23 protein-coding genes are annotated in these 25,112 nt (G+C 63.0%); 12 read left to right on the top strand and 11 right to left on the bottom strand.

All coding sequences use genetic code 11. The features are described 5' to 3' along the window. Positions 1–173 precede the first annotated feature (173 nt). Entirely contained in the window at positions 174–1,700 is a 1,527-nt protein-coding gene (locus tag PXK01_RS03475; RefSeq protein ID WP_274858886.1) for a cryptochrome/photolyase family protein, read from the top strand. A gap of 45 nt (positions 1,701–1,745) precedes the next feature. On the opposite strand, the gene PXK01_RS03470 is transcribed toward PXK01_RS03475, so the two are convergent. Next, positions 1,746–3,188 carry an MORN repeat-containing protein gene (locus PXK01_RS03470; protein WP_274858884.1) on the bottom strand — a complete coding sequence of 481 codons (1,443 nt, stop codon included), beginning with the start codon at positions 3,186–3,188 and terminating at the stop codon, positions 1,746–1,748. A gap of 211 nt (positions 3,189–3,399) precedes the next feature. Here PXK01_RS03470 and PXK01_RS03465 point away from each other — a divergent pair, with 211 nt between their 5' ends. Together PXK01_RS03465 and PXK01_RS03460 are read left to right on the top strand one after the other, a co-directional pair. Beyond that, a complete protein-coding gene (locus PXK01_RS03465) occupies positions 3,400–5,058 on the top strand; it encodes an NAD+ synthase (protein ID WP_274858883.1) in 1,659 nt (552 codons plus the stop codon). Between the two features lie 100 nt (positions 5,059–5,158). Continuing rightward, on the top strand, positions 5,159–6,541 hold the full coding sequence (locus PXK01_RS03460) for an NAD(P)/FAD-dependent oxidoreductase (RefSeq protein ID WP_274858881.1): 1,383 nt from the start codon (positions 5,159–5,161) through the stop codon (positions 6,539–6,541). On the opposite strand, the gene PXK01_RS03455 is transcribed toward PXK01_RS03460, so the two are convergent. Next, complete coding sequence (locus PXK01_RS03455; protein WP_274858880.1) at positions 6,519–7,451, bottom strand: MBL fold metallo-hydrolase; 933 nt, start codon at positions 7,449–7,451, stop codon at positions 6,519–6,521. The genes PXK01_RS03460 and PXK01_RS03455 overlap by 23 nt on opposite strands. 215 nt (positions 7,452–7,666) lie before the next feature. Here PXK01_RS03455 and gltX point away from each other — a divergent pair, with 215 nt between their 5' ends. The 4 genes from gltX to PXK01_RS03435 all read left to right on the top strand — a co-directional run bounded on the left by gltX (position 7,667) and on the right by PXK01_RS03435 (position 11,811). Beyond that, positions 7,667–8,992 carry a glutamate--tRNA ligase gene (gene gltX, locus PXK01_RS03450; RefSeq protein WP_274848933.1) on the top strand — a complete coding sequence of 442 codons (1,326 nt, stop codon included), beginning with the start codon at positions 7,667–7,669 and terminating at the stop codon, positions 8,990–8,992. Positions 8,993–9,130: 138 nt separating this feature from the next. Continuing rightward, positions 9,131–9,928 (top strand): UDP-2,3-diacylglucosamine diphosphatase, encoded by a 798-nt coding sequence (locus tag PXK01_RS03445; protein ID WP_274858879.1) that lies wholly within the window; start codon positions 9,131–9,133, stop codon positions 9,926–9,928. A gap of 13 nt (positions 9,929–9,941) precedes the next feature. After that, entirely contained in the window at positions 9,942–11,159 is a 1,218-nt protein-coding gene (locus tag PXK01_RS03440) for a DUF3419 family protein (RefSeq protein ID WP_274858878.1), read from the top strand. Positions 11,160–11,163: 4 nt separating this feature from the next. Further along, a complete protein-coding gene (locus PXK01_RS03435) occupies positions 11,164–11,811 on the top strand; it encodes a class I SAM-dependent methyltransferase (protein ID WP_274858877.1) in 648 nt (215 codons plus the stop codon). Positions 11,812–11,818: 7 nt separating this feature from the next. Here PXK01_RS03435 and PXK01_RS03430 read toward each other — a convergent pair whose 3' ends face one another. Next, positions 11,819–12,391, bottom strand: a complete 573-nt coding sequence (locus PXK01_RS03430) for a gamma-glutamylcyclotransferase family protein (RefSeq protein ID WP_274858876.1) — start codon at positions 12,389–12,391, stop codon at positions 11,819–11,821. 96 nt (positions 12,392–12,487) lie between these two features. Here PXK01_RS03430 and PXK01_RS03425 point away from each other — a divergent pair, with 96 nt between their 5' ends. Next, positions 12,488–12,934 (top strand): RrF2 family transcriptional regulator, encoded by a 447-nt coding sequence (locus PXK01_RS03425; protein WP_274848938.1) that lies wholly within the window; start codon positions 12,488–12,490, stop codon positions 12,932–12,934. A 25-nt stretch (positions 12,935–12,959) separates the two neighbouring features. Here PXK01_RS03425 and PXK01_RS03420 read toward each other — a convergent pair whose 3' ends face one another. Together PXK01_RS03420 and PXK01_RS03415 are read right to left on the bottom strand one after the other, a co-directional pair. Next, positions 12,960–15,488, bottom strand: coding sequence for an ABC transporter permease (locus PXK01_RS03420; protein WP_274858875.1), 2,529 nt, complete (start codon positions 15,486–15,488; stop codon positions 12,960–12,962). Then, entirely contained in the window at positions 15,485–16,192 is a 708-nt protein-coding gene (locus PXK01_RS03415; protein WP_274848940.1) for an ABC transporter ATP-binding protein, read from the bottom strand. The genes PXK01_RS03420 and PXK01_RS03415 overlap by 4 nt, the downstream gene beginning before the upstream one ends. 50 nt (positions 16,193–16,242) lie before the next feature. On the opposite strand from PXK01_RS03415, the gene PXK01_RS03410 reads away from it, so the two are divergent. Next, positions 16,243–16,899, top strand: coding sequence for an arylesterase (locus PXK01_RS03410; RefSeq protein WP_274848941.1), 657 nt, complete (start codon positions 16,243–16,245; stop codon positions 16,897–16,899). Between the two features lie 104 nt (positions 16,900–17,003). Here PXK01_RS03410 and PXK01_RS03405 read toward each other — a convergent pair whose 3' ends face one another. Next, complete coding sequence (locus PXK01_RS03405; protein ID WP_065272777.1) at positions 17,004–17,210, bottom strand: cold-shock protein; 207 nt, start codon at positions 17,208–17,210, stop codon at positions 17,004–17,006. Between the two features lie 228 nt (positions 17,211–17,438). Next, positions 17,439–17,990 (bottom strand): L,D-transpeptidase, encoded by a 552-nt coding sequence (locus PXK01_RS03400; protein WP_274858874.1) that lies wholly within the window; start codon positions 17,988–17,990, stop codon positions 17,439–17,441. Between the two features lie 224 nt (positions 17,991–18,214). On the opposite strand from PXK01_RS03400, the gene trxC reads away from it, so the two are divergent. Beyond that, the gene (gene trxC / locus PXK01_RS03395; protein WP_274848943.1) at positions 18,215–18,646 is read left to right on the top strand and encodes a thioredoxin TrxC; all 432 of its coding nucleotides are present in this window, start codon (positions 18,215–18,217) and stop codon (positions 18,644–18,646) included. Positions 18,647–18,656: 10 nt separating this feature from the next. On the opposite strand, the gene PXK01_RS03390 is transcribed toward trxC, so the two are convergent. From PXK01_RS03390 to ettA, 3 genes are all read right to left on the bottom strand, one after another. Continuing rightward, positions 18,657–18,860, bottom strand: a complete 204-nt coding sequence (locus PXK01_RS03390; protein ID WP_274858873.1) for a hypothetical protein — start codon at positions 18,858–18,860, stop codon at positions 18,657–18,659. 248 nt (positions 18,861–19,108) lie between these two features. Beyond that, positions 19,109–20,014, bottom strand: a complete 906-nt coding sequence (locus PXK01_RS03385) for a GIY-YIG nuclease family protein (RefSeq protein ID WP_274858872.1) — start codon at positions 20,012–20,014, stop codon at positions 19,109–19,111. 57 nt (positions 20,015–20,071) lie between these two features. Continuing rightward, a complete protein-coding gene (ettA, locus tag PXK01_RS03380; RefSeq protein WP_274858871.1) occupies positions 20,072–21,727 on the bottom strand; it encodes an energy-dependent translational throttle protein EttA in 1,656 nt (551 codons plus the stop codon). Between the two features lie 234 nt (positions 21,728–21,961). Between ettA and PXK01_RS03375 the strand changes: the two genes are divergently transcribed. Then, entirely contained in the window at positions 21,962–22,567 is a 606-nt protein-coding gene (locus PXK01_RS03375) for a nicotinate-nucleotide adenylyltransferase (protein ID WP_274849685.1), read from the top strand. Here the strand turns inward: PXK01_RS03375 and PXK01_RS03370 are convergent. Next, positions 22,556–23,362, bottom strand: coding sequence for a DMT family transporter (locus tag PXK01_RS03370; RefSeq protein WP_274849686.1), 807 nt, complete (start codon positions 23,360–23,362; stop codon positions 22,556–22,558). The two genes, PXK01_RS03375 and PXK01_RS03370, sit on opposite strands and share 12 nt — an antisense overlap. A gap of 115 nt (positions 23,363–23,477) precedes the next feature. Between PXK01_RS03370 and dacB the strand changes: the two genes are divergently transcribed. Continuing rightward, entirely contained in the window at positions 23,478–24,962 is a 1,485-nt protein-coding gene (gene dacB, locus PXK01_RS03365; RefSeq protein ID WP_274858870.1) for a D-alanyl-D-alanine carboxypeptidase/D-alanyl-D-alanine endopeptidase, read from the top strand. Positions 24,963–25,112: the final 150 nt, after the last annotated feature.

Here is a 25,112-nt window from a genome sequence, read left to right as displayed (position 1 = left end):
TCTGCGCGTGCTGTCATGGGGGAACCTTATACAGAGCGCAGGGCGAATGGAAAGAGCGAAAATAGTTCAGCCTTCTTGACCCTTTAGCGGCGGGCTTTCCATTGGGGTGCTGCAGAATTGATCGGAGGGGATTTCCCCCTAAGTGAGGCGGGAAGTCACAGAGGAAGATGGTGATGGCGCGGCTCATTCTCATTCTTGGCGATCAGTTGAGTGAGACCCTTTCTGCATTGCAGGCGGGCGACAAGGCGCGCGACACGGTGGTGATGGCCGAGGTGACCGAAGAGGGTGCCTATGTGCGCCATCATCCCAAGAAGATCGCGCTGATCCTGGCCGCGATGCGCAAGTTCGCGAGCCATTTGCAGGATCAGGGCTGGGGGGTTGCCTACACCCGGCTTGATGACGCGAAGAACACAGGAACAATCGCGGGGGAACTGTTGCGTCGGGCGGCGCAGACCGGTGCGGATGAGGTAATCGCCACGACGCCGGGGGAATGGCGGCTGATCCGCGAATTGCAATCGCTGCCGTTGAAGGTCAGCCTGAGGCCGGACACGCGGTTCATCGCCACGCGCGCCGATTTTGCCGACTGGGCCGAGGGGCGCAAGCAGTTGCGCATGGAGTATTTCTACCGCGAGATGCGGCGCAAGACCGGGCTGCTGATGGAGGGGGGCAAACCTGTGGGCGGCAAATGGAACTTTGATCAGGAAAACCGCAAGGCACCGCCAAAGGAGATCACCTGCGCCGACCCGATGCAGTTCACCCCCGACGCCGAGACCGAAGCGGTGCTGGATCTTGTCGCGCGACGCTTTGGCGATCATTTCGGGGATCTGCGCCCGTTTCACTTCGCGGTGACGCGGGCCGACGCGCGGCGGGCGCTGCAGCAGTTCATCCGCGAAGGTCTGCCGCTGTTCGGGGATTATCAGGACGCCATGCTGCGGGGGCAGAAATGGCTCTATCATTCGGTGCTGTCGCCCTATCTGAACATCGGCCTGCTGCTGCCCCTGGAGGTCTGCCGCGCTGCGGAAGACGCCTGGAAGGCGGGCGATGTGCCGATCAACGCCGCAGAAGGCTTCATCCGACAGATCCTGGGCTGGCGGGAGTTCGTGCGGGGGATCTATTTCGTGCAAGGGGAGGACTACCCAAGCCGCAATGCGCTGGACCATCGCCGCGCGCTGCCGCCGCTTTACTGGGGGGCGGAAACAGAGATGCGCTGTCTGTCAGAGGCTGTCGCGCAGACGCGGGAAGAGGCCTATGCCCATCACATCCAGCGCCTGATGGTCACGGGCAATTTCGCGCTTCTGGCCGGGATCAACCCCACCGAGGTGCATGAATGGTATCTCGCCGTCTATGCCGATGCCTTTGAGTGGGTGGAGGCGCCCAATACCGTGGGCATGAGCCAGTTTGCCGATGGCGGCATCGTCGGATCGAAACCCTATGTCTCTAGCGGGGCCTATATCAACCGCATGTCCGACTACTGCAAATCCTGCGCCTACAAGGTGAGCCAGAAGCTGGGGGAGGGCGCCTGCCCCTTCAACCTGCTCTATTGGCATTTCCTGGCGCGCCACCGGGAGCGGTTTGAGGGTAATCCGCGCATGGGCAACATGTACCGCACCTGGGATCGGATGGAGGATGGCAGGCGCGCGCGCATCATCGCGCAAGCCGAGGATTTCCTGACCCGAATGGAGGCGGGGGATCGCGTCTAGCCCGCCATCCCCCGGCGGCAAGCCCCGGCTACAACGGGATCCGGATCAGTTGTCGTCGCTCGCCGCGTCGGAGGCATTTCTGTCATTGACCAGGGCTCCATTGTCCCAGGCACCGCTGGTTTCCTGGCCGGTGGCATAGCGCATGGTGCCGGGTCCCTGGCGTTTGCCATTGACGAAACTGCCCTCATAGACATCGCCATTGGCATAGGTTGCCACGCCCTGACCGGTGATCTTGCCTTCCTGCCAGTCGCCCTCGTAGACGAAGCCGCCGGGCATTTCGATGCGACCGGTGCCATGGCGCTGGCTGTTGGCAAATTCGCCGGTGTAGACAGAGCCATCCGCATAGGTGACCTTGGCCGCCCCGTGGCGCTGGCCGTCCTGCCATTCGCCTTCGTAGCGGTAACCGCTTTCATAGGTCATCACACCCTGACCATGGTTGCGGGCGTTCTTGAAGCTGCCGGTATAGACAACGCCATTGGGGTAGGTGGCCACGCCGCTGCCTTCGATCACCCCCGCGATCCAACCGCCCTCATAGGTGGAGCCATCCGGATAGGTGATCTTGCCGGTGCCATCGGCCAGGTCATCGCGGAACTGACCTTCATAGACCGAGCCATCGGGGTAGGTGACCTTGCCCATGCCCTCGATCTGGCCTGCCAGCCATTCGCCCTCGTAGACATAGCCATCGGTCTTGGTGAAGGTGCCGGTGCCGTGGCGCAGATCGTCGAGGAACTCCCCCACATAGACATCGCCATTGGCATGGGTCTGTTTGCCCGTGCCCTGCCTGCGGCCGTTTTCCAGCGGGCCTTCGTAGATGTCGCCATTGGGCTGGGTCAGCTTGCCCTGCCCATGCATCTGGTTATTGGCCCAGTCGCCTTCGTAGATCAGCCCGTCCGGCATGGTCAGGATGCCGGTGCCATCCAGTTGGCCGTCGACAATGCTGCCCTCATAGGTTGCCCCATCGGGATAGCGGATCCTGCCGGTGCCTTCCTTGCTGCCTTCGATCCAGTCACCGGCGTATTCATAGCCGCCCGGGTTCTGCATCACGCCCTGGCCATGGTGCTGGCCATTGACGAAGGTGCCCTCATAACGCGCGCCATTGGCATAGATGGCAACGCCCTGACCATTGATCAGACCGTCGACCCATTCCCCTTCATAGGTGCCGCCATCGGCGAAGGTGATCTTGCCCAGACCTTCGGGTTTGCCCTTGGCGAATTCGCCTTCGTAGACGGCGCCATTGGGGTAGCGTGCCACCCCCTGGCCACGGATCTCGCCATCGATCCATTCGCCTGAATAGCTGTAGCCGCTGGGCAGCGTGTATGTCCCGGTGCCGTGCTGCAAGCCGCCGCGAAAGGTGCCCTCGTAGACGCCGCCGATTTCATCCTGGGTGGTGAGAACCTGGCCCTCCTGGGCCTGAACGCTGCTGCCAAGCCCGGCAGAGCCCAGGGCCAAAGCGGTCGAAAATGCGAATGCGGTGCCGAAACGGGTCATGAAACCTCTGCCTGCCCTTCAATTCTGCCCTGGCCAGACGGGTCCGGGGCGCGGTGTCAGTCGGCGCAAGGCGCCTGCTCTCATAGCATCTCTGCTTGGAAACTATGCGACACTCCGCCCTGTCGCAATGTCTTTTGAGCGCCCCGCTCTTTCCCTTGGCCCCGGATCTGATAAACGGCAGGTAACAGACTTTGCGAAGGGCGCGATCACCATGGCAGACCGGTTCCGTATCACTTTGGCGCAGCTGAACCCCACGGTGGGCGACATTCCGGGCAATGCTGCCAAGGCCCGCGCGGCCTGGGAGGAAGGCAAGAAAGCCGCCGCCCAGCTGGTGGCCCTGCCCGAGATGTTCCTGACCGGTTACAACTCTCAGGATCTGGTGATGAAGCCCGCCTTTCATCGCGCCGCGATGGCCGCCGCCGAACAGCTGGCGGTGGACTGCGCCGATGGTCCGGCGCTGGCGGTGGGGGCGCCCTGGGCCGAGGGTGGCAAGCTCTACAATGCCTATCTGATCCTGAAAGAGGGGCGGATCGCCTCGCGCATCCTGAAACATCACCTGCCCAATGAAACCGTCTTTGATGAGGTGCGCGTCTTCGACGCCGGGCCGGTTGGTGGACCCTATGCCATCGATGACACCCGCATCGGCAGCCCCGTCTGCGAGGATGGCTGGCACGAGGATGTCGCCGAAACCCTGGCTGAAACCGGGGCCGAGTTCCTGCTGATCCCCAATGGCTCGCCCTATTTCCGGGGCAAGATGGAGGTGCGCTACAACATGATGGTGGCGCGCTGCATCGAGACGGAACTGCCGGTGATCTACCTCAACATGGTGGGCGGGCAGGACGATCAGGTCTTTGACGGTGCCAGTTTCGTGCTGAACCCCGGCGGGGCGCTTGCCTTGCAGATGCCGACCTTTGATGAGGCCCTTACCCAGCTGGATCTGGAGCGCACCCCCGAGGGCTGGCGCGCGGTGGAGGGCGAGAAGGCGCATCTGCCCGACGAATGGGAGCAGGATTACCGCGCCATGGTCGAGAGCTTGCGCGACTACATGCGCAAGACCGGCTTCAAGAAAGCGCTCTTGGGTCTGTCGGGCGGGGTGGATTCCGCCATCGTCGCCACCATTGCGGTGGATGCTCTGGGGGCTGAAAACGTGCGCTGCGTGATGCTGCCCTCGGAATACACCAGCACGGAATCGCTGGAGGATGCCGAGGCCGTCGCCAAGGCGCTGGGCGTGCGCTACGACTACGTGCCGATCAGCGAGGGACGCGCGGCGATCACCAACACGCTCGCCCCTCTGTTCGAAGGGCGTGATGCGGATATCACCGAGGAAAACATCCAGTCCCGCCTGCGCGGGTTGTTGCTGATGGCGATGTCCAACAAGTTTGGCGAGATGCTTTTGACCACCGGCAACAAGTCCGAGGTCGCGGTGGGCTATGCCACCATCTATGGCGACATGAACGGTGGCTATAACCCGATCAAGGATCTCTACAAGACCCGAGTCTTTGAGACCTGCCGCTGGCGCAATGCCAATCACCGGCCCTGGATGATGGGGCCGGCGGGCGAGGTGATCCGCCCCAACGTGATCGACAAGCCGCCATCAGCCGAGTTGCGCGAGGACCAGAAGGACAGCGACAGCCTGCCCGACTACCCCGAGCTGGACGCGCTGCTCACGATCCTGGTGGACGAGGAAGGCTCCATCGCCGATTGCGTCGCTGCGGGGTTTGATCGCGATGTGGCGAAACGGGTGGAGCATCTGATTTATATCAGCGAATACAAGCGCTTCCAGTCTGCTCCGGGAACGCGCCTGACGCCGCGCGCCTTCTGGCTGGATCGGCGTTATCCGATCGCAAACGGCTGGCGCGATCCCAGCTGACGGGACGGCTGACGCCAAAAAACCACAGCTGGGACCTTGTGCGCAGCAGAGCCATTTTGACCTATGGACCGCGCCCGGGCGGCACGGCATTAACCGATCCATGCCTGGACCTAAGCTGCCCCATTTCCAAGCTGATCTTGCCCTGCCCAAACGCGTTGATGCGGTCGTCATCGGCGGGGGAATCATCGGCGCCACCACCGCTCTTGAACTGGCCGAGCGGGGGTATTCCGTGCTTCTGTGCGAAAAGGGTCAGATCGGTGCCGAGCAAAGCTCGCGCAACTGGGGCTGGGTGCGCATGTCCCAGCGCGACCCGCGTGAATTGCCGCTGATGGCCAAGGCGCATGAGATCTGGGAGGTGCTGGAGGAACGTACCGGCCACCCCACGGGCTATACCCGCGCAGGTATCCTGTTCACCGCCGAAACGGAGAAGGCCGCCGCGGATCTGGAAGCCTGGGCGCAGCATATGGTTCCCTTCGATGCGCCGACCCGCATGGTGCGGGGGCGGCAGTTGGCCGAGTTGATGCCGGGGCATCAGACCGGCACGATTGCGGCGCTTCACACGCCGCTGGATGGCCGGGCCGAGCCGCAACTGGCCACTCATGCGATTGCCAGCGCGGCGCGGGCGGCAGGCGCCAAGGTGATGACCGAATGCGCGGTGCGCAGCGTCGAGGTCGAGGCCGGGAAGGTCAGCGGCGTGATGACAGAGCGCGGACGGGTCGAATGTTCCGCCGTGGTGGTCGCGGGCGGGGCCTGGTCGCGGCTGTTCCTCGGCAATGCGGGCGTCTGGCTGCCGCAACTGAAGGTGCTGAACTCGGTCCTGCGCACCTCCTCCGTGCAGGACGGCCCCGAGGTTGCCATGTGGGCCAAGGGATTTGCCCTGCGCAAAAGGGAAGATGGCGGCTATTCGATTGCCGATGGCACGGAAAACGTGGTGGATCTGGTGCCCGACAGTTTCCGGCTGGGTTTGAAGTTTCTGCCAGCCTTCCTTGAAGAATGGCGCTCGCTCCGCTTCCGCCTGTCGGATCGCTGGCGCATCGAGGCGGGTCAGGACCGGCGTTGGCAGCCGGACCAGCGTACACCGTTCGAGCTGTACCGGGTGCTGGATCCCGAACCGTCGCAAAAGGCGATCCGCAATTGCTGGGCTGCGGCGCAAAAGGCCTTTCCGGTGTTGCAGGGCGCCGACGTGGTGCAAAGCTGGGGCGGCATGATCGATGTCACGCCCGATGCGATCCCGGTGATTTCCCAGGTGGATGATCTGCCGGGGCTGTTCGTCTCAACCGGCTATTCCGGTCACGGCTTTGGCATCGGCCCTGCCGCCGGGCGGCTGACGGCGGACCTGGTGACAGGGGATGCGCCGATCGTGGATCCGCGCCCCTTTGCGCTGGACCGTTTCATCAAAAAGGCGCGGGCCGTTGTTCCCGCGCCTCAGGCGACCCGCGCCCAGTCCAAGCCTGCGAAACTCAGCCCATCATCTGATAGCTGACCGGCACGAAGCGGAAGCCGCTGCCACGGGTTTCAACGAAACCGGCCGCCGGGAAGGGCATGTGATAGCCGATCATCGGCACGCGCGTCGCAGCCAGCATGTCCAGCACCTGACGGCGCGAGGCGGTGGCAGCTTCCTTGTCCATGTCGAACTTCACCTCCCATTCGGGATGGGCAAAGGACCAGACATAGTGATTGGCAAGATCCGCTGTCAGCACCAGTTGCTGTCCGCCACTGTCCAGCATGTAGGTCATATGGCCAGGGGTGTGGCCAAAGGCGGCCATGGCGGAAATGCCCGAGGCTACCTCGCCGCCGTCCTCGATAAAGGACATTTTCTCGGCCATCGGGGTGACCTTCTGGGCAACCAGATCGCCGACCCGGTTGCCGGCATCCATCTTGGCCCAGAAATCATATTCGGTGCGCCCGGTCACATAGCGGGCATTGGCAAAGGTCGCGGCGCCATCCGTGGTCATGCCGCCGATATGGTCGGGGTGCATATGGGTCAGCACGACGACATCGATCTGATCCGGGGTGACGCCCGCTTCGGCCAGTGCCTTCTGGATGCCGCCCTGTCCGAGGCCGGTATCGAACAGTACCTTTTCCCTGCCGGTGTCGACCAAAGTGGGCGTGAAGAAGAACTGTGCCATGTCGGCCGGGATGAAGTTCTGCGCCGAAACCTGGGCAAACTCCTCGTCCGTGGCGCCACCGCCAAAAATCGCCTTGGCGCCGTCGCGGGGCAGGCTGCCGTCCAGCAGGGTGGTGACGGTGAACTCGCCCAGTTTGAAGCTGCGGCTATGGCTGGCTGGAGCCTTGGCACCGTGCCCATCGGCAAGGGCCGGGACGGCAGAGGCGGCAAGGGGCAGGGCGGCAGCGCCTGTCAGGGCCGCGCGGCGGGAAAGAGTGATGGTCATTTGAATTTCCTCTCTGTCGGCAGTTGGTCTTGGTTTTGGTGTCTCGTTCTGCAGAGTTAGGGCGCCCGCTGGGGTTGCAAGGTCTTGCCGAAGTCAGATCACGGAAACGTGAGGCAAGCCCGCCGATCGGTGAGCCGCGCCGCCTGTCGCGCCCTTCGGGAAACTGGACAAAACGCCGCTTCTGTGAGATGGGGCTGATCAACAGGAGACCTTTGATGACCACCACCCGTTTTGCTCCCTCGCCGACAGGCTATATCCACGTCGGCAACCTGCGCACCGCGCTGATGAATTACCTGATCGCCCGCAAGGCGGGCGGCACCTTTATTCTGCGCATTGATGATACCGACCCGGAGCGGTCGAAGGAAGAATATGTTGATGCGATCAAGCAGGATCTGGAGTGGCTGGGTCTGGAGTGGGACCGGGTGGAGCGCCAGTCCGAAAGGCTGGACCGTTATCACGCGGCGGCCGACAAGCTGCGCGAGATCGGCCGGTTCTACGAAGCCTTCGAAACCCCGACGGAACTGGATCTCAAGCGCAAGAAGCAGCTGAACATGGGCAAGCCGCCGGTCTATGACCGCGCTGCCCTGGCCCTGTCCGAGGATGAAAAGGCGGCCCTGCGCGCCGAGCGCGGCGATGGCGTGTGGCGCTTCAAGCTGGATCACGCGCGCATCGAATGGGCCGATGGTATCCTGGGCGATATCTCGATCGATGCCGCTTCGGTGTCGGACCCGGTGCTGATCCGTGGCGATGGTCAGTTCCTGTACACGCTGGCCTCGGTGGTGGACGACACGGAATTCGGCGTCACCCATGTGGTGCGCGGATCGGATCACGTGACCAATACCGCCACCCAGATCCAGATCATCGAGGCGCTGGGCGGCTCGGTTCCCGAATTTGCCCACCATTCGCTGCTGACCGGCCCCCAGGGCGAGGCGCTGTCCAAACGGCTTGGCACGCTGGCCTTGCGCGATCTGCGCGAGCAGGGCGTGCAGCCGATGGCTCTACTCAGCCTGATGGCGCGTCTGGGCTCTTCCGATCCGGTGGAACTGCGCTCTGACATGGCTGAGCTGATCGAGGGCTTCGATATCAACCGTTTCGGCGCGGCGCCCACGAAGTTCGACGTGCAGGATCTGTTCCCGCTGACCGCACGTTACCTGCAGAGCCTGCCCCTGGATGCGGTGCAGGCGCAGGTGGATGCGCTTGGCGTTCCGGCGGAAAAACAGGCCGCCTTCTGGGATATGGCGAAGGAAAATATCACCACGCTCAAGGATCTTGAGGGCTGGTGGACCCTGTGCCGCGATGGTGCCGAGCCGCTGATCGCCGACGAGGACAAGGATTTCATCGCAGAGGCGATGGCCCTGCTGCCCGATGGCCCTTATGACGCGAATACCTGGGGAACCTGGACCTCTGCGGTGAAAGAGGCCACGGGCCGCAAGGGCAAATCCCTGTTCATGCCATTGCGCCACGCGGTCACCGGCATGGAGCGCGGCCCCGACATGAGCGCGCTTCTGGCGCTGATGGAAACGGTGCGCGCCAAGGGCTGATCGCGCCTTTTCCCGTGATTTGGGTGATGTTTTGAAGGGGAGCCGCCGGCTCCCCTTTTGCATCTGTGCCAGCGTCACGTTCCTGTCAATGAACTGCGTTACTGCTTCGGCCAAGGCACACTGGCTTGGGCACGCAGCATGAAATACCGCAGCATTTTCCTTTCCGACATTCACCTGGGCACGCCCGGTTGCCAGGCAGAGCTGCTGTTGGATTTCCTGAGCCGCCATGAGGCGGACAGCTACTATCTGGTTGGTGACATCATCGATGCCTGGCGCATCCGCCGCAAAGGCTTCCTGTGGCCGCAGGCGCATAACGACGTGGTGCAGGCGATCCTGGCCAAGGCGCATGACGGCGCCAGCATCTGCCTGATCCCAGGCAATCACGACGAATTCCTGCGCTCCTACCTTGGCACTCATTTCGGTGGCATCGAGGTGGTACAGACGGCTGATTTCACCGCTGCAAACGGCAAGCGTTACCTGGTGACCCATGGTGACCAGTTCGATTCCGTTGTGGTCAACGCCAAGTGGCTCGCCCATCTTGGCGACCGGGCCTATGATTTCATGCTTTGGCTCAACACCCGGATCAACCGGCTGCGCCACCTGTGGGGCGGGCAATACTGGTCGCTTTCGAAATGGGCCAAGCACCAGGTCAAACAGGCGGTCAACTTCATCAGCGAATATGAAAACGTCCTCACCGCCGAGGCGCGGCGGGGTGGTTATGACGGGGTGATCTGCGGTCATATCCACAGTGCCGCCATTCGGGACATCGGCGATATCTCCTACGTTAACACCGGCGATTGGGTCGAAAGCTGCACCGCCGTGGTCGAGATGGAGGATGGTCGCCTGGCCCTGATCGACTGGGAGCGGAGCGCGCGGCGCGCCCGCCATCGCACCCGTCGGGCCCGCCGCAAGGACAGACAGTTGCAAGACGCATGAAAAGGCCAATCTGATGACACAAACCGCACAGGCCCGGCTTGATGCCGCCGTGCTGCAAGACAGCGATGCCACCACGGGCTGGCTGGAACGGCTATTCTCCCGGCTGTTCCTGGGGCTGGTCTATCCGCAGATCTGGGAAGATCCGGTTGTGGACATGGAGGCGCTGCAGATCGCACCGGGCGACAATCTGGTCTGCATCGCCTCGGGCAGCTGTAACTTGATGTCCTATCTGACCGCGGGCCCGGCCTCGGTTGCAGCGGTTGATCTTTCCCCGGCACATATCGCCTTGGGGCGGCTCAAGCTGGCGGCGGCGCGCAGCCTGCCGGATCATGCGGCCTTCTACCAGTTCTTCGCGCGCGCCGACATGGCCAGCAATGGGACGCTCTATGAGCGCTATATCCGCGCTGGGCTGGATCCCGAAACCCGCGCCTATTGGGAGGCGCGCCAGCCCATCCGCCGTCGGATCTCCCTGTTCCAGAGAGGCTTTTACCGTCACGGGCTGTTGGGCCGCTTCCTGGGCGCCGTGCATCTGGTTGCCGGCCTGGGCGGGGTGAATTTCGCCCCGCTGCTGGCCGCCCGGACGCTGGAAGAACAGCAGGCCTATTTTGACCAGCACATTGCGCCCCTGTTCGACATGTGGCTGGTGCGCTGGCTGGCGGGCTACCGCGCGGCGTTGTTTGGTCTCGGCATTCCGCCCGCGCAATATGACAAGCTGGCCAGGGATGGCGGCGGCGATGTGTTGCCGGTTCTGCGCGAGCGGGTGCGCAAGCTGATGTGCGATTTTCCGATCCGGGAGAATTACTTTGCCTGGCAAGCCTTTGCGCGCTGCTATGACCCAGCCCCTGATGGCGCGCTGCCGCCCTATCTGCAGGCCCGCAACTTCACCGCCCTGTCCGAATATGCCGAACGGGGGCAGATCACCAACCGCTCGCTCACCGACTACCTGCAAGGGGAGCGGGCGCGCTCCAAACAGGGGTTCGTGCTGCTGGATGCTCAGGACTGGATGAACGACGTGCAGCTCAATGTCCTATGGGCCGAGATTACCCGTACCGCCGCCCCGGGCGCGCGGGTCATTTTCCGCACCGGTGGCACCACCGATATCCTGCCGGGGCGGGTCAGGCCGGATCTCATGAACCACTGGGCCTATGACAAAGACGCTTCGGCGCGCGGAACCGAACGGGATCGCTCGGCCATCTATGGCGCCTTCCACGTCTACCGCTACAAGGGATAAGCCGATGCTGGAGCGCAGGTCCGACACCCATGCCAAGCTGATGGACGACACCTACCGCCATCAACGCGTGATCTATGATCTCACGCGCAAATACTACCTGTTCGGGCGGGACAGGCTGATCGCGGAGCTGGCCCCCGCAGATGGATCGCATGTGCTTGAAATCGCCTGTGGCACCGGGCGCAATCTGCAGGTGGCCGCGCGCAGATATCCGGACTGCAGCTTCTACGGGCTGGATATCTCCTCGCAGATGCTGCTCTCGGCGCGGGCCAAGCTGGGGCAGGAGGTGCGCTTGGCCGAGGCCGACGCCTGCACATTTGATGGCGCTGCGCTGTTCCAGCGCCAGGGCTTTGACCGGATCTTCATCTCCTACGGGGTGTCAATGATCCCGGATTGGGAGGCGGCCTTGCGCAGGGCCGTCGCCCATCTGGCTCCGGGCGGAGAGCTGCATGTGGTTGACTTTTCTGATCAAAACGGCTGGCCCAGCTGGTTTGGGGTGATGCTGGGGCATTGGCTGGCCCGGTTCCACGTGCATCCGCGCATGTATTTGCAGCGCGCCCTGCAAAAATTGGCCGCAGAGATATCCGGTTCGACCGAGTTCCACCAGCTCTATCGGGGTTACGCGCAATACGGGGTACTGCGTCGCCCCGATTGAAGCGCAGCTATGGCCCGGCTGCAATCCGGGACATGCCGGTGCTGTCGATCATGTCGTCAAACAGGCGACACTCCCTGGCGCTGAGCGGCTGGTGGCGTGGATAGATCGGGGCTGCGCGGTCATCCAGCAGCGGCGCCTCCCAGCCGTCGGTGGTGGCAATGAAGTCCCGCACGCCCGCCTCTCCAAAGACGTTCAGATAGCCTTGCAGCACCACATCGAGATAGCTCAACAGGATCGGGTGGCGGGCGCTGCCGGGATTTTGTCGCGCGGCAGGCACCGCATAGACCGAGATTTCGGGCGCCCCTGCGAGATCATGATCCACGGCATCCGAGGCCAGGATGCGGTCATAGGCATATTCCCGTTGATCCAGAGCCTGCCAGTCGGCATCGGGAACGGCGGCGATCAATCCGTCGATTGCGCTGTCCGGCGCGGGCGTGGCGGTCAGAAAGGCCACCTCGCGCAGATCCGTATGCGCCCAGGTCCGGCGCCAGCCCGACAGCCGCGCGGGCCGCGGATCGCCGTAGTCATGGGTGGCCGTGTTCACGAGGCTGCCGTAGCCAAAGAAGTAGGGGGCGGTCATGGGCGCCGGAAGCCTCCTGTTGCCAATTGATCCAAATCAAACCGGAAGGCGATGGATTGTATAGTATTATCTGCATGTTTTGGGGGATGCAAAACCATGCGAATTACCAAGAGGACGAATATTGCCGTCCGGTTGCTGATGTACTGCGCGGCAAATGCCGACAGGCTGGTGACAAAATCTGAAATTGCAGATTGCTGCAACATTTCCGAAAACCATCTTGCCCAGGTGATCAACCAGCTCAGCCAGCTTGGCTATCTGCATACGCAACGAGGCCGCAATGGCGGCATGAGCCTGGGGCGCAGCGCTGACGAGATCCGCATAGGAGACATCTTCCGCGAGGTGGAAGGCAATCTGCCGATGGTCGAATGTTTTGCCGATGCCGACAACACCTGCCCGCTGATCAATGCCTGCCGCCTGAAAGAGGCGCTGTCGCAAGCGGCGCGGGCCTTTTACGCCTCCCTCGATGATATCTCCCTGGCCTCCCTGGTCTGCGATAACCCCGCCTTGTTGCGCATCCTGCAACCGGTGACCTGCACGCGCTGATCTCTGCCGTCTTGCGCCATGCCCATCAATCCCGCGCTCTGAGGATGCGGGCCGGGCGTGCCGCCAGCGGGCGCAGGGCAAAGGCCAGCCCCGCCAACAGCGTGGTCAGGATGCCGCCGCCCACCACCGCCAGCGCGTTGGGCCAGATGATGCTGTAGCTGGTTTCAAACACGTAGGAATTCACCGCCCAGGCGCCTGCGATCCCCGCCAGCAGAGCCACCATTCCGGCGCCAGCGCCCAGAATGATGGATCTGAGCGCAAAGCTGCTCAGGATCTGGCTGCGCGGGGCGCCTAGCGTCTTGAGCAAGGCGGCCTCATAGCGGCGCGCGGGTTCACCGGCGGCGGCCGTGCCCAGCAGCACCAGGAACCCGGTCAGCAGCGTCGCCGCCGCTCCGTAGGAGGTGGCCGCCGCCAGTTGCCGCAGGATGTCCGAAACCCGGTCCACCGCATCGCGCACCCGGATGGCGGTGATATTGGGCATCTCCCGTGCCAGATCCCGCAGGATCTGCGCTTCGGCCTGGGCCTCGGCATAGACGGTGGCGATAAAGCTGTGCGGCGCTGCGGCGAGGGCGCTTTCGTTCATGGCGATGACAAAGCCCATGCCTGCGGTGGAGAAATCGACCGAGCGAAAGCTGGTCACGGTCGCGGTGATATCGCGGCCCAGCACGTTCACGGTCATGGTGTCGCCGATGGCGATCCCCAACTCTCCGGCCTCTTCTTCGGCGAGGCTGATCTGCGGCGGGCCGCTGTAATCCTCGCCCCACCATTTGCCTGCAGTGACCTGGGTGTTCGCGGGCTTGGCGCCTGCGTAGGTGAGGCCACGGTCACCGCGTACAACCCAGTGATCTCCGGCCACCTCGCGGGCGGGGCGTCCATTGATTTGTGTGACGATACCACGCAGCATCGGCGCGCTTTCGATACGGCTGACGGCGGGATCACCTTCGACCCGGTCCAGGAACGCGGGCATCTGATCGCGCTGAATATCAACGAAAAAATAGGAGGGCGCCGCATCGGGCAGGGTGCCGGTGATGGCCCGGCGCATATTGCCGTCGATCTGGCCGATGGCGGCCAGAACAGTCAGCCCCAGTCCGAGGGCCAGCACTGCCGGAACCGCGCCATCCCGTGAGGTGCCGATCGCCGCCAGCGCCCACCGCAGGGCAGGACGTCCGCGCGCAACGCGGGCGCCGCGCCGCGCCAGAAGGCCAAGGACCAGCGCCGCCAGCATCAGCACCACAAGCGCCGCACCCAGCCCGCCGGCAGTCCAGAGCGTCAGCTCAACCGAGCCGCTGAACAGGGCCGCCGCACCAATCAGCAGGGCCAGCGCAACTGCAGTGGCCAGCAGGTAACGCGGGGCGGGCAGGCGGTTTCCTCCGGCAAAGGCATCGCGGAACAGGGCGGCGGCGCGGATCCGTTCGGCCCGGGCAAGCGGCCAAAGCGCAAAGATGAAGGCGGTCAGAAGGCCATAAAGCGCCGCCTCGGCCAGGGCGCTGGGATAGACGGAGAAGATTGCGGGAAAGGGCAGCTGCGCTGCAATCAGCGGACCGACCAGCACGGGGCCAAAGCCGCCAATCGCCATGCCCATGGCAATGCCCAGAAGCGCCAGAACGCCGATCTGCAGGAAATAGGTGAGGAAGATCACCTGCCGCTCGGCGCCAAGGGTGCGCAGGGTGGCGATGGTTTCGGTCTTGCCCGCCAGAAAGGCGCGCACGGCGGCAGAGACGCCGACGCCACCCACGGCCAGGCCAGAGAGACCCACCAGCACCAGGAAGCCGCCCAGACGCTCTACAAAAGAGGTAATGCCGGGGGCGCCATTGCGGGCGTCCTTCCAGCGCATGCCGGATTCGGAGAATTCGGCCTCGGCAGCGGTTTGCAGGGCGGCCAGGTTGGCACCCTCGGGCAGATCCAGCCGGTATTTCGAGGAATAGAGCGTGCCGGGTTCCAACAGACCCGAGTTCGACAGCGCCTGTGTCGCCACGATGGTGCGCGGGCCAAGGGTAAAGCCCGAGGCCGCCGCGTCCGGCTCGGTTTCGATCAGGGCCATCAGGCGCAGATCCTGGGTCCCAAGGCGGAAGCTGTCGCCGGGTGTCAGCCCCAGCCGATCCGCCAGAACCCGCTCCATCAGGCCGCCGGGCAGCCCATCCGAGCCTGCAAGGGCGCTGTCCAGCGGGATGTCGGGCGTGAGGCGCAGCACCCCGGTCAGCGGATAGAGATCATCGACCGCCTTCACCTGCGTCAGCGCGCGTTCATCGCCAACCACGGCCATGGACCGGAAATCCGCCACCTCTGACACGCGGTCGGCGATGGTCTCCATCCAGGCGCGCTCTGCGTCATTGGCAAAGCGGTAGGTGAAGGACATCTCCGCATCGCCCCCCAGCATGGTCGCGCCTTCGCGCGCCAGCCCCGCCTCGATCGAGGCACGGATCGAACCGATGGCGGCAATCACCCCAACGCCAAGCGCAAGGCAGGCCAGGAAGATGCGAAACCCCTTGAGGCCGCCGCGCAGCTCGCGCAGGGCAAAGCGCCAGGCAAGCGCCAGGTCATTGGCAAGGCTCATTCGGCGGCCTCATGGGCGGTCTGGTCTTCCATCAGGCGGCCATCGCGCAGGCGCACGACGCGATCGCAACGCGCCGCCAGTTCCGGGGCATGGGTCACCATCACCAGCGTCGCGCCATAGCGGTCGCGCAGGCCAAACAGCAGGTCCATCACTGCAGCACCGTTGGATTCGTCGAGATTGCCCGTCGGCTCATCCGCCAGCAGGATCGCGGGACGCGGCGCCAGGGCGCGGGCCAGGGCAACGCGCTGCTGCTCGCCCCCCGACAGCTGCGCCGGGTAGTGGCCGGACCTGTGGCCCAGCCCCACCGCATCGAGTTCCGCCTGGGCTCGGTCAAAGGCGTCTGCCTCTCCGGCCAGCTCCAGCGGGGTTGCCACATTCTCCAGCGCAGTCATGGCCGGGATCAGGTGAAAGTTCTGGAACACCACCCCCATATGGGCGCGGCGGAACCGGGCGAGCGCGTCCTCGTTCATCGCGGTCAGATCCTGACCAAGCGCATGTATGGTGCCGCCGGTTGCCTGTTCCAGCCCGCCCATCAGCATCAGCAACGAAGACTTCCCCGACCCGGAAGCGCCGATCAGACCCAGGGTCTCTCCCTTTTGCACATCCAGCGTGATGTCCTGAAGAATACGGACCGGGCCGGTATTGCCATTCAGGGTCAAAGACGCATCTGATAGATGCAGGACGGGACGGGTGTGATCTGTCATGAAGCCGGGCCTGTTGGAAATGTTACTTGGGATATGGAGCGATTGCAGCGATGCGCAAGGTATGGGCGGGAATTGGAGTTCTGATCGGCGTTTCTATGCTCTGGAGCTCAGCTTTGAGCGCAGATCCTGTGCGGATCACGGCGCTGGGCGACAGTCTGGTGCAGGGCTACGGGCTGCACCAGGAGGATGGCTTCGTACCACAGCTGGAGGCCTGGCTGCGCGACAACGGCGCTGAGGTGGAGATCGCAAATGCGGGCGTCTCGGGGGATACCTCGGCAGGTGGGGCAGCCCGGATCGACTGGACCCTGGCGGATAATCCCGACGGGTTGATCGTGCTTCTGGGGGGCAACGACCTGCTGCGGGGGCTGTCGGCAGAAGAGATGAAATCCAACCTCGCCAAGATCCTGTCGGCGGCGCGGGCGCAGGGGGTCGAGGTTCTCTTGGTCGGGATGCGGGCGCCGAACAACTACGGACCCGATTACCGGACGGCGTTTGACGCGGTATATCCGGCCTTGGCGGCGGAATACGGCGCGCTTTTGCACCCCGATGCCTTTGCCGGGATATTCGAGCAGGTGGGCGGCGATCCGGCTGAGGCGCAGCAATTCATGCAGGACGATGATATCCACCCCAACGAAGAGGGCGTCCGGCTCAATGTCGCAGCCCTGGGGCCGCGCGCGCTGGACCTGGTGAACCGTCTGGCGGACTGACCTATTGGGGTGCTGCCGTGACCCGCGGTCGTGCACAAGGAAAGAGGCAGCTCCTCAGCAGGAGCCGCCGGAAACACACGCCGGGGGTAGGGAAGTCCCCGATCTCAGAGCAGCTGGAGATCCACCGCGGATTCGCGGCCATCGCGGCCCGGCTGCAGCTCGTAGGAAACTTTTTGGTTGTCGGCGAGGCCGGTCAGCCCGGACCGCTCGACAGCGGAAATGTGAACAAATACGTCTTTTCCACCCGCATCAGGGGCAATAAAGCCATAGCCTTTGGTTGTGTTGAACCATTTGACGGTGCCTGTGGCCATCGTCTGTACTCCTAAAGTCTAGTCTCAGTCTAACCGTCGATGCGGTCAGGCGGCCGCAGTAGCAGATGGTCACGACCGTGCCTGTGAGGGGTACAGTAATGTCATTCGCGTAACGTCGCGGTAACAGAATTGGCCATGCGACCCGCATCGCGCAAGGAAAACGCGCCCGGCGCCATAGAAGCATGCGGCCTTGTGTGGCGAAAATACGCCTGTCCGGCCTGTCAGACCCTAAAGAACCGTCACGATCGTGCCCACGGGCACCCGTTCATAGAGATCGACCACATGTTCGTTGCGCAGGCGGATGCAGCCATTGGAGACCGAGCTGCCGATGGTATCCGGCTTGTTGGTGCCGTGGATCCGAAAATAGGTATCGACGCCGTTCTGGAACAGATACAGCGCCCGCGCGCCCAGCGGGTTTTCCGGCCCGCCCGGCTGGATATACTTGTTGCCGGCAAAGCGGCCATAGGTGCGCGGGCTGCGTTCGATCATCTCGTCCGTGGGGCGCCAGCTGGGCCATTCCCGCTTGGCGCCGATCACGGCACTGCCGGTGAACTCCAGCCCGGCCCGGCCAACACCAACGCCATAGCGCACCGCCTTGCGTGGTTCGGTCACGTAGTAAAGGTAGTAAGAGCGCGGCAGCACCAGGATCTGCCCAGGTTCGAATTCCTTGCGGATCCGGACCATCTGCGGGGTGGGATCGAAGTCTTCCTGTGCAGCGCCAACTCCGGGAAGGGCAGCGGCAGCGGCGGAAGTCGCCAGAAACAGGCGGCGTGAAATCATATCGGCCTCGTTCGCAAAATGCGTCTTTCAACATCAGTGTGATCGGGTGCAGAACCCCCGTCAATGGGGCGATGGGGCGAGGCCGCCTGGACGTGTTCACAATGCCATGATCAGGCATGGCGCGCCTGCGCACGGCCCTCTTGTGTCGCGCCCTGACGGTCTTATATGAAATCCAGAATGTGTTTCGCAGGCCCGTCGCCTGCCCCAAATTGGAGTGCCTTGCCATGGGAGCGAAAACCCTGACCTGCCTGTCCTGCGGCCAGCTCAACCGGGTGCCTGAGGAAAAACTGACGGCGGGGGCCAAATGCGGCACCTGCGGTGAGGCGCTGTTGCCCAAGGCGCCGATGGATATCGACCCGGCGATCCTGCAAAAGGCCGCCAAGAACGACGATCTGCCGCTGGTGGTGGATTTCTGGGCACCCTGGTGCGGCCCCTGCCGGATGATGGCGCCGGAATTCTCCAAGGCCTCGGAAAAGCTGAAGGGGCAGGCGCGCCTGGTCAAGCTGAACACGCAGGATCACCAATCCACCGGTGCGCGCTACCAGATCCGCGGTATCCCCACTATGGTGGCATTCGAGCGCGGTCGTGAAAGCAAGCGCCAGTCGGGCGCCTTGCGGGAAGGTCAGATCGTGGGATGGGTCAAAAGCCCGGCGTAATCGGCTTGGATCAGGCCTCGACCGGGGTGTCCTCATAAGCCGCCTGCGCCGCGTCCGAGGGGCGCAGGATCATCGCCAGGATGACAAGCAGGGCGGTCGCCACGCCGACACCGGAATAGACCAGCAGGCTCATCAGGACCGAAAGGTCCAGCACCACAAGGCTGTAGATCGCCGAAAAGAACCCGGTGAGTGTTCCCAGCATGATACCAGCCATGTCGTTGCCTCCTGTCTGACGTGTCGGACGTTAGGGGAGGATACCCCAGGCCCGTTCATCCACTACAGGCATTTATCCTTAAGATTTTGTTTAAATCTGGATGGTCCTGCGGCGAAGGCGTGGAAAGATTGGGGTTTGGTGGGACGTTTCGCGCAACGCAACGGTCCGCGCCTGACCTTCCCGTCACGCCAATTGCCTGCTTTCAGCACTGGAAGACGCATTCACAGTTTTGAAAAGCCAGGATTTTTCTAATCCACAGGCCTTTCGGTGAGAAGGGAGTCTTTCCATTCACCGTAGTTTACTGATGCACCTTCAACCAACCAGTCCGTGCGTCCATTTCGTGATGTGCCAAACAAGAAAACTGAAGCCGCGCTCGGGCTGGAGAATGCAATGTCATCCACAAGAACGAAGTTATGACTGCCGTTTCGCTTGATTTTCCCTGCAGTCATTTGCTGGACACGTAGGGATTTCAGTTTTTCATGAAATGAGACCGACTCGTTCAGATCTCCCTGAGATCCGGCAATCAGGACAAATTCTCCATCGATTTCTTTTGCTGTCGCCGAGATACCCTTCTTTTCGTGACGAAGAGTGAATGTTGGGTTGTTTTCCGTGGAATCACTTGAAGGCGATGTCGGCAATGAAGAAGCTCTTCTGAAGAAATCGACACCAACTACGGGCAGCACCAGTTGGAGTTCATCCAAAAAAGACTCCATATCGGAAATATCGGCTTCAGGAAGTCTATCAAAACTGGGGTCCGTCTTGTTTGCGACGTTGGATTTTTTCGCCTCTTTTAATAGTGTGATCAGGCGCCCCTCAAGATATTTTACGTGTGCTTTGGTGAGGTTCAGATCCTTGTTTGTGACAGCAACAAAACGCTCCCAATATGACTTGCTCTCGTCTCGAGAATGACTAGCAAGCCGCAAGGAAATGTCGTCGCCCTCGCCGACGTACACAAGAGGCAGATCGGAATCCAAGGGCGAACCATATAAAATATAGACCCCAGTCTTTTTTAGCTCATCGCGTTTGAGGGCTGTTTCCAACTTCGTTCGCGGTGCGGAAAGAATATGCCCTGTCCAATTTACGATTTCAGCGGTCAGAATTCCAGTCGGAGTTCCCTCGGCCAAAAAGAGGCGAACAGATCTGCCTGTTGGCATCAAATAATCCTCCAAACAACAGCGCCCCATCAAAGTGATGGAGCGCTGTTGGGTTTGTCAACGCACGAACTTCTTGTGCTTCAGGCGCTTGGGCTCCAGCGCGTCGGCGCCAAGGCGGCGTTTCTTGTCTTCCTCGTAGTCCTCGAAGTTGCCCTCGAACCACTCCACATGGGCATCGCCCTCAAAGGCCAGGATGTGGGTACAGATCCGGTCAAGGAAGAAACGGTCGTGCGAGATCACAACGGCGCAGCCCGCGAAATCCACCAGCGCGTCTTCGAGCGCTCGCAGGGTTTCCACGTCCAGGTCGTTGGTCGGTTCGTCAAGCAGCAGCACGTTGCCGCCCTCTTTCAGCAGCCGCGCCATGTGGACACGGTTGCGCTCACCGCCCGACAGCAGGTTCAGCTTCTTCTGCTGATCGCCGCCCTTGAAGTTGAAGGAGGAGCAATAGGCGCGGGAATTGACCTGCGCGTCGCCCAGTTCGATGATCTCGGCGCCGCCGGAGATCGCTTCCCAGACCGTGTCACCATCGTTCAGGTCATCGCGCGACTGGTCCACGTATGAGAGTTTCACCGTATCGCCGTATTCAACGCTGCCCTCGTCGGGTTGTTCCTGGCCGGTCAGCATCTTGAACAGGGTCGATTTACCAGCGCCGTTGGGGCCGATCACGCCGACGATGCCACCGGGCGGCAGCGAGAAATTCAGCCCTTCGATCAACTGTTTATCGCCGTAGTGCTTGGAGAGGCCGTTGACCTCGATCACCTTGGAGCCCAGGCGCGGGCCGTTCGGGATTACGATCTGGGCGCGGCCGACCTTTTCGCGTTCGGACTGGCCCGCCATCTCGTTATAGGCGGCGATACGGGCTTTGGATTTGGCCTGACGCGCCTTCTGACCCTGGCGCATCCACTCGAGTTCGCGCTCCAGCGTTTTCTGCTTGGATTTGTCCTCGCGGGCTTCCTGCTCCAGCCGTTTGGCCTTCTGCTCCAGCCAGCTGGAATAGTTGCCCTCATAAGGAATGCCCGAGCCACGATCCAACTCCAGGATCCAGCTGGTGATATCGTCCAGGAAGTAGCGGTCGTGCGTGACGCAGAGAATTGTGCCTTTGTAATCAATCAGGTGCTGCTGCAGCCAGGCGATGGTTTCGGCGTCCAGGTGGTTGGTCGGTTCATCGAGGAGCAGCATGTCGGGCGCTTCGAGCAAGAGCTTGCAGAGCGCCACGCGGCGCTTTTCACCGCCCGAGAGGGTTTTCACGTCCGCATCATCCGGCGGGCAGCGCAGCGCCTCCATCGAGACATCAATCTGGCTGTCCAGATCCCAGAGGTTCTGGGCGTCGATCTCGTCCTGCAGCTTGGCCATTTCCTCGGCGGTCTCGTCCGAGTAATTCATCGCCAATTCGTTGTAACGGTCTAGAATCGCTTTCTTTTCCGCAACGCCCAGCATGACGTTTTCACGCACGGTGAGGCTTTCGTCCAGCTGCGGCTCCTGCGGCAGGTAACCCACCTTGGCGCCCTCTGCGGCCCAGGCCTCGCCGGTGAAATCCTTGTCGATCCCGGCCATGATCCGCAGAAGGGTCGACTTACCGGCGCCGTTGACGCCGACGACACCGATCTTCACGCCGGGCAGGAAGGACAGGTGAATGTTTTCAAAGCATTTCTTGCCACCGGGGTAGGTCTTGGAGACACCCTGCATGTGGTAGACGTACTGATAGGCGGCCATGTGACTGCTCCGTAATGGGGGAAATCTGCTGCCCGGTGTGATAGCCCAAGGGCCGGGCCGGGGCAATCGCCTAGGCGGAGCCTCGCGCGGGGACTGAAGTGGCGCAGATCAGGGGGTGCTACCCGTGCACCCCCTGTGCACCCTGCGTACACCCCCTGTGCACCAGGCTGGGTACCAGCGGATGCTGCTTCACCCAATTGATCTTCCCGCAAAACTATGTGCATCAAGGCGCTCATGGCTTCTGGATTTCCATATCTTCGCCCCGGCATGAGCGTGGGGCTTCTGGGCGGGTCTTTCGATCCGCCGCACCGGGGGCATGTCGAGATCAGCCTGGCGGCGCTGAAACGGTTCGGGCTGGATCGGATGCTCTGGCTGGTCACCCCCGGCAATCCGCTGAAATCGCGCACCCCGGCGACGCTGGAGCGGCGGATGCAGGCGGCGCGGGAGATGATGCGGCATCCCCGCATCGGGATCAGCGATATCGAGGCGCGTCTGGGGACACGATATACGGCAGAAACCCTGCGGCACTTGCGGGCGCGCTATCCCGGCGTGCGGTTCGTGTGGCTGATGGGGGCCGATAACCTCACCCATTTTCACCGCTGGAAGGACTGGCGCGAAATCCTTGAGACGGTGCCGGTGGGGGTCTTGGCGCGGCCCGGTGATCGCATCTCGGCGCGGCTGTCACCGGCGGCGCGGATCTATGGGCAGTATCGCCTGAAGGGCAGCGAAAGCCATCTGCTGGCCCATGCCACGACACCCGCTTGGTGTTTCCTCAATGTGCCCATGGTAAAGGCCAGCTCGACCGAGATCCGCGCGCGGGGCGACTGGTCAGCGGCGTAGGCTGGCCGAGGCGATGCCTGCGCTGATCACCACCAATAGCCCGGCCCAGGTCAGAAGATCCGGCAGCTGGCCGAAGACGGCCCAGCCCAGGGCGACGGCCGCGATCAGCTGGAAATAGACGGTGGGCGCCAGCCTAGAGGCCTCGGCCCGGCTATAGGCATAGAGCAGCAGCAGGTTGCCCAGCATGGAAAAGGCGGCGCTGCCGACGGTCATCGATGCGGCGAACAGGCTGAACTCGGGCAGGTTGCCAAGGCCCAGCGGCAGCAGGAACAGGGCGCTGAGCAGCAATTGGGTGAAGCTCAGCTCGACCGGGGTGCCCAGATGGGCCAGCCAGCGCGATGTGGTCAGGAAGCAGCCATAGAAACAGCCCGCCAGCACCGCGTACATCAGGTTGGCCGAGCCGCCCAACCCGGGGCGCACCACCAGCAGGACACCGCAGAAGCCCGCGCCCATCAACAGCGCGCGCAGCGGGGTTGTTCTTTCGCGCAGCAGGGTGACCGACAGCACATAGCTGATCACCGGCCCGATGAAGAAGGCGGCAAAGACATCGGCGATGGCCTCGGTCTGCAGCGCGGTCTGGATCGACAGGATGCCGCCGGTGAGGAAGCTCGCGCGCAGCCAGATCCGCCAGTCCTTCAACAGCCGCAGGCAGCCCCGGGGCGCAAAGGGCAGCACCAGCGCCGCACCGATGGCAAAGCGGGACCAGGCAACAAATCCGGGTGTTGCCAGACCGCTGCTTGTCAACAGCTTCCCGCAGAGATCCCCGGCCGGGATCATTGACATGGCGATGAACATGATAATGACTGCTTGCAACATGGGGGCCAGCGGTAGCAGGCAGGGCAACGGGGCGAAACCGGAAAATCTGCGCCTGTCTGTCGTTTGGGTGTAATTTTAGTAGATACTGACAGAGATGATATCGCGACGACATTTCCTTTCTGCCGGATTGGCGGCACTGGCCGGATCCTCGGCCTGGGCCAATGCACCTGCGGTGTCCTTGCGACCTCTGGCGCGTAAGAAAGGGCTGGCGGCAGCGCATGTCAGCGGCCTTGACACACTGCTGGCGCGATCCGGGCTGCAGGGAAAGGTCGCCTGTGCCGTGGCCGATGCCAAGACCGGTGCGCTGCTGGAGGCCGAAGGCGGGGCGGCGGCCTTGCCGCCTGCCAGCGTCGCCAAGACGCTGACCGCGCTATATGCGCTGGACGTGCTGGGAGCAGAGCATCGTTTTACCACCCGGCTGCTTGCGGCAGGAGAGCTGCGCGGCGGCGTGCTGCACGGCGATCTGATCCTCGCCGGGGGCGGCGATCCGATGCTGAACACCGACCATCTGGCCGAGTTGGCGCGGGCGCTGAAACAGGCCGGGGTGCGGGAGGTGCGCGGCGCCTTCAAGGTCTGGGACGGGGCCCTGCCACGTGTGAAGACCATTGACCCCGAACAGCCGGATCACGTGGGGTACAGCCCGGCGGTGTCCGGCATTGCGCTCAATTTCAACCGGGTGCATTTCCAGTGGAAACGCGCCGCCAAGGGCTGGTCCGTGACCATGGATGCCCGCACGCAGAAGTACCGCCCCGAAGTGGACATGGCGCAGATGCGTGTGAAGAACCGTGCCCTGCCGGTCTATGCATATACCGACAAGAACGGCACCGACAGCTGGAGCGTGGCCAGCCAGGCGCTGGGCCAGGGCGGCTCTCGCTGGCTGCCGGTGCGCCATCCGGGCGCCTATGCGGGTGATGTCTTCCGCACCATGGCGCGATCTCAGGGCATCGTTCTGGGCACGGCGAAGGTGATCCAGTCCTTGCCGCAGGCGCTGCCCCTGGCGCAGCACCAAAGCCCGCCTTTGCCTGTGATGCTGAAGGCCATGCTGAAGTTTTCCAACAATCTGATGGCCGAGATGATCGGCCTGTCGGCCACCGCTGCCACGGGGGCGCGCGCGACCTCCCTGAAACAGTCCGCCGCGGTGATGACCAGATGGGCGGAGGCGAAATACGGCATGAAGAACAGCCAATTGGTGGATCATTCAGGGCTGGGCGATGCCTCGCGGATGACCCCCGACGATCTGGTCAAGGTGCTGGTCGCCGCGCATCAGGCCGGTCAGTTGAAACCCCTGCTGAAACCCTTTCCCATGCGCGATCGCAAGGGCAAGGTGCTGAAGTCGCACCCGATCAAGGTCGTGGCCAAGACCGGCACGTTGAATTTTGTCTCGGGGCTGGGCGGTTTCATGACGGCGGCCGACGGATCGGAACTGGCCTTTGCGATCTTTGCCGCCAATACAGCGGCGCGGGCGCAGATCAAGCGCGCCGACCGGGAGCGCCCGCCGGGTGCGCGGGGCTGGAACCGCAAGGCGAAGATTCTGCAGCAAATGCTGATCGAGCGTTGGGGGCAGGTCTACGGCAGTTGACGGCGCGCAGCGTCGGCCCTTCTGCCTGGTCCTGCTTCTCCAGGATCACTCCTGGGCGCGCGCGCCATTCACCGCCTGCCGCGGACGTGTTGCAAAAGGAAACGCGCCACCCAAGGGGCGGCGCGTTCTTGTTTCATCGTGGAACCACGC

This window comes from Phaeobacter sp. PT47_59, from assembly GCF_028890025.1.
In the GTDB taxonomy this organism is placed as follows: Bacteria; Pseudomonadota; Alphaproteobacteria; order Rhodobacterales; family Rhodobacteraceae; genus Phycobacter.
This window is presented reverse-complemented; position numbering and strand designations above follow the sequence as displayed.

Coding starts and splice junctions, on each gene's coding strand:
- PXK01_RS03440 (WP_274858878.1), top strand. CDS start 9,942: ATGACACAAACCGCACAGGCCCGGCTTGATGCCGCCGTGCTGCAAGAC.
- trxC (WP_274848943.1), top strand. CDS start 18,215: ATGGGAGCGAAAACCCTGACCTGCCTGTCCTGCGGCCAGCTCAACCGG.
- gltX (WP_274848933.1), top strand. CDS start 7,667: ATGACCACCACCCGTTTTGCTCCCTCGCCGACAGGCTATATCCACGTC.
- PXK01_RS03455 (WP_274858880.1), bottom strand. CDS start 7,451: ATGACCATCACTCTTTCCCGCCGCGCGGCCCTGACAGGCGCTGCCGCC.
- PXK01_RS03415 (WP_274848940.1), bottom strand. CDS start 16,192: ATGACAGATCACACCCGTCCCGTCCTGCATCTATCAGATGCGTCTTTG.
- PXK01_RS03420 (WP_274858875.1), bottom strand. CDS start 15,488: ATGAGCCTTGCCAATGACCTGGCGCTTGCCTGGCGCTTTGCCCTGCGC.
- ettA (WP_274858871.1), bottom strand. CDS start 21,727: ATGGCCGCCTATCAGTACGTCTACCACATGCAGGGTGTCTCCAAGACC.
- PXK01_RS03390 (WP_274858873.1), bottom strand. CDS start 18,860: ATGGCTGGTATCATGCTGGGAACACTCACCGGGTTCTTTTCGGCGATC.
- PXK01_RS03425 (WP_274848938.1), top strand. CDS start 12,488: ATGCGAATTACCAAGAGGACGAATATTGCCGTCCGGTTGCTGATGTAC.
- PXK01_RS03475 (WP_274858886.1), top strand. CDS start 174: ATGGCGCGGCTCATTCTCATTCTTGGCGATCAGTTGAGTGAGACCCTT.
- PXK01_RS03405 (WP_065272777.1), bottom strand. CDS start 17,210: ATGGCCACAGGCACCGTCAAATGGTTCAACACAACCAAAGGCTATGGC.
- PXK01_RS03370 (WP_274849686.1), bottom strand. CDS start 23,362: ATGTTCATCGCCATGTCAATGATCCCGGCCGGGGATCTCTGCGGGAAG.
- PXK01_RS03375 (WP_274849685.1), top strand. CDS start 21,962: ATGGCTTCTGGATTTCCATATCTTCGCCCCGGCATGAGCGTGGGGCTT.
- PXK01_RS03460 (WP_274858881.1), top strand. CDS start 5,159: ATGCCTGGACCTAAGCTGCCCCATTTCCAAGCTGATCTTGCCCTGCCC.
- PXK01_RS03465 (WP_274858883.1), top strand. CDS start 3,400: ATGGCAGACCGGTTCCGTATCACTTTGGCGCAGCTGAACCCCACGGTG.
- PXK01_RS03435 (WP_274858877.1), top strand. CDS start 11,164: ATGCTGGAGCGCAGGTCCGACACCCATGCCAAGCTGATGGACGACACC.
- PXK01_RS03400 (WP_274858874.1), bottom strand. CDS start 17,990: ATGATTTCACGCCGCCTGTTTCTGGCGACTTCCGCCGCTGCCGCTGCC.
- PXK01_RS03385 (WP_274858872.1), bottom strand. CDS start 20,014: ATGCCAACAGGCAGATCTGTTCGCCTCTTTTTGGCCGAGGGAACTCCG.
- PXK01_RS03470 (WP_274858884.1), bottom strand. CDS start 3,188: ATGACCCGTTTCGGCACCGCATTCGCATTTTCGACCGCTTTGGCCCTG.
- PXK01_RS03430 (WP_274858876.1), bottom strand. CDS start 12,391: ATGACCGCCCCCTACTTCTTTGGCTACGGCAGCCTCGTGAACACGGCC.
- dacB (WP_274858870.1), top strand. CDS start 23,478: ATGATATCGCGACGACATTTCCTTTCTGCCGGATTGGCGGCACTGGCC.
- PXK01_RS03445 (WP_274858879.1), top strand. CDS start 9,131: ATGAAATACCGCAGCATTTTCCTTTCCGACATTCACCTGGGCACGCCC.
- PXK01_RS03410 (WP_274848941.1), top strand. CDS start 16,243: ATGCGCAAGGTATGGGCGGGAATTGGAGTTCTGATCGGCGTTTCTATG.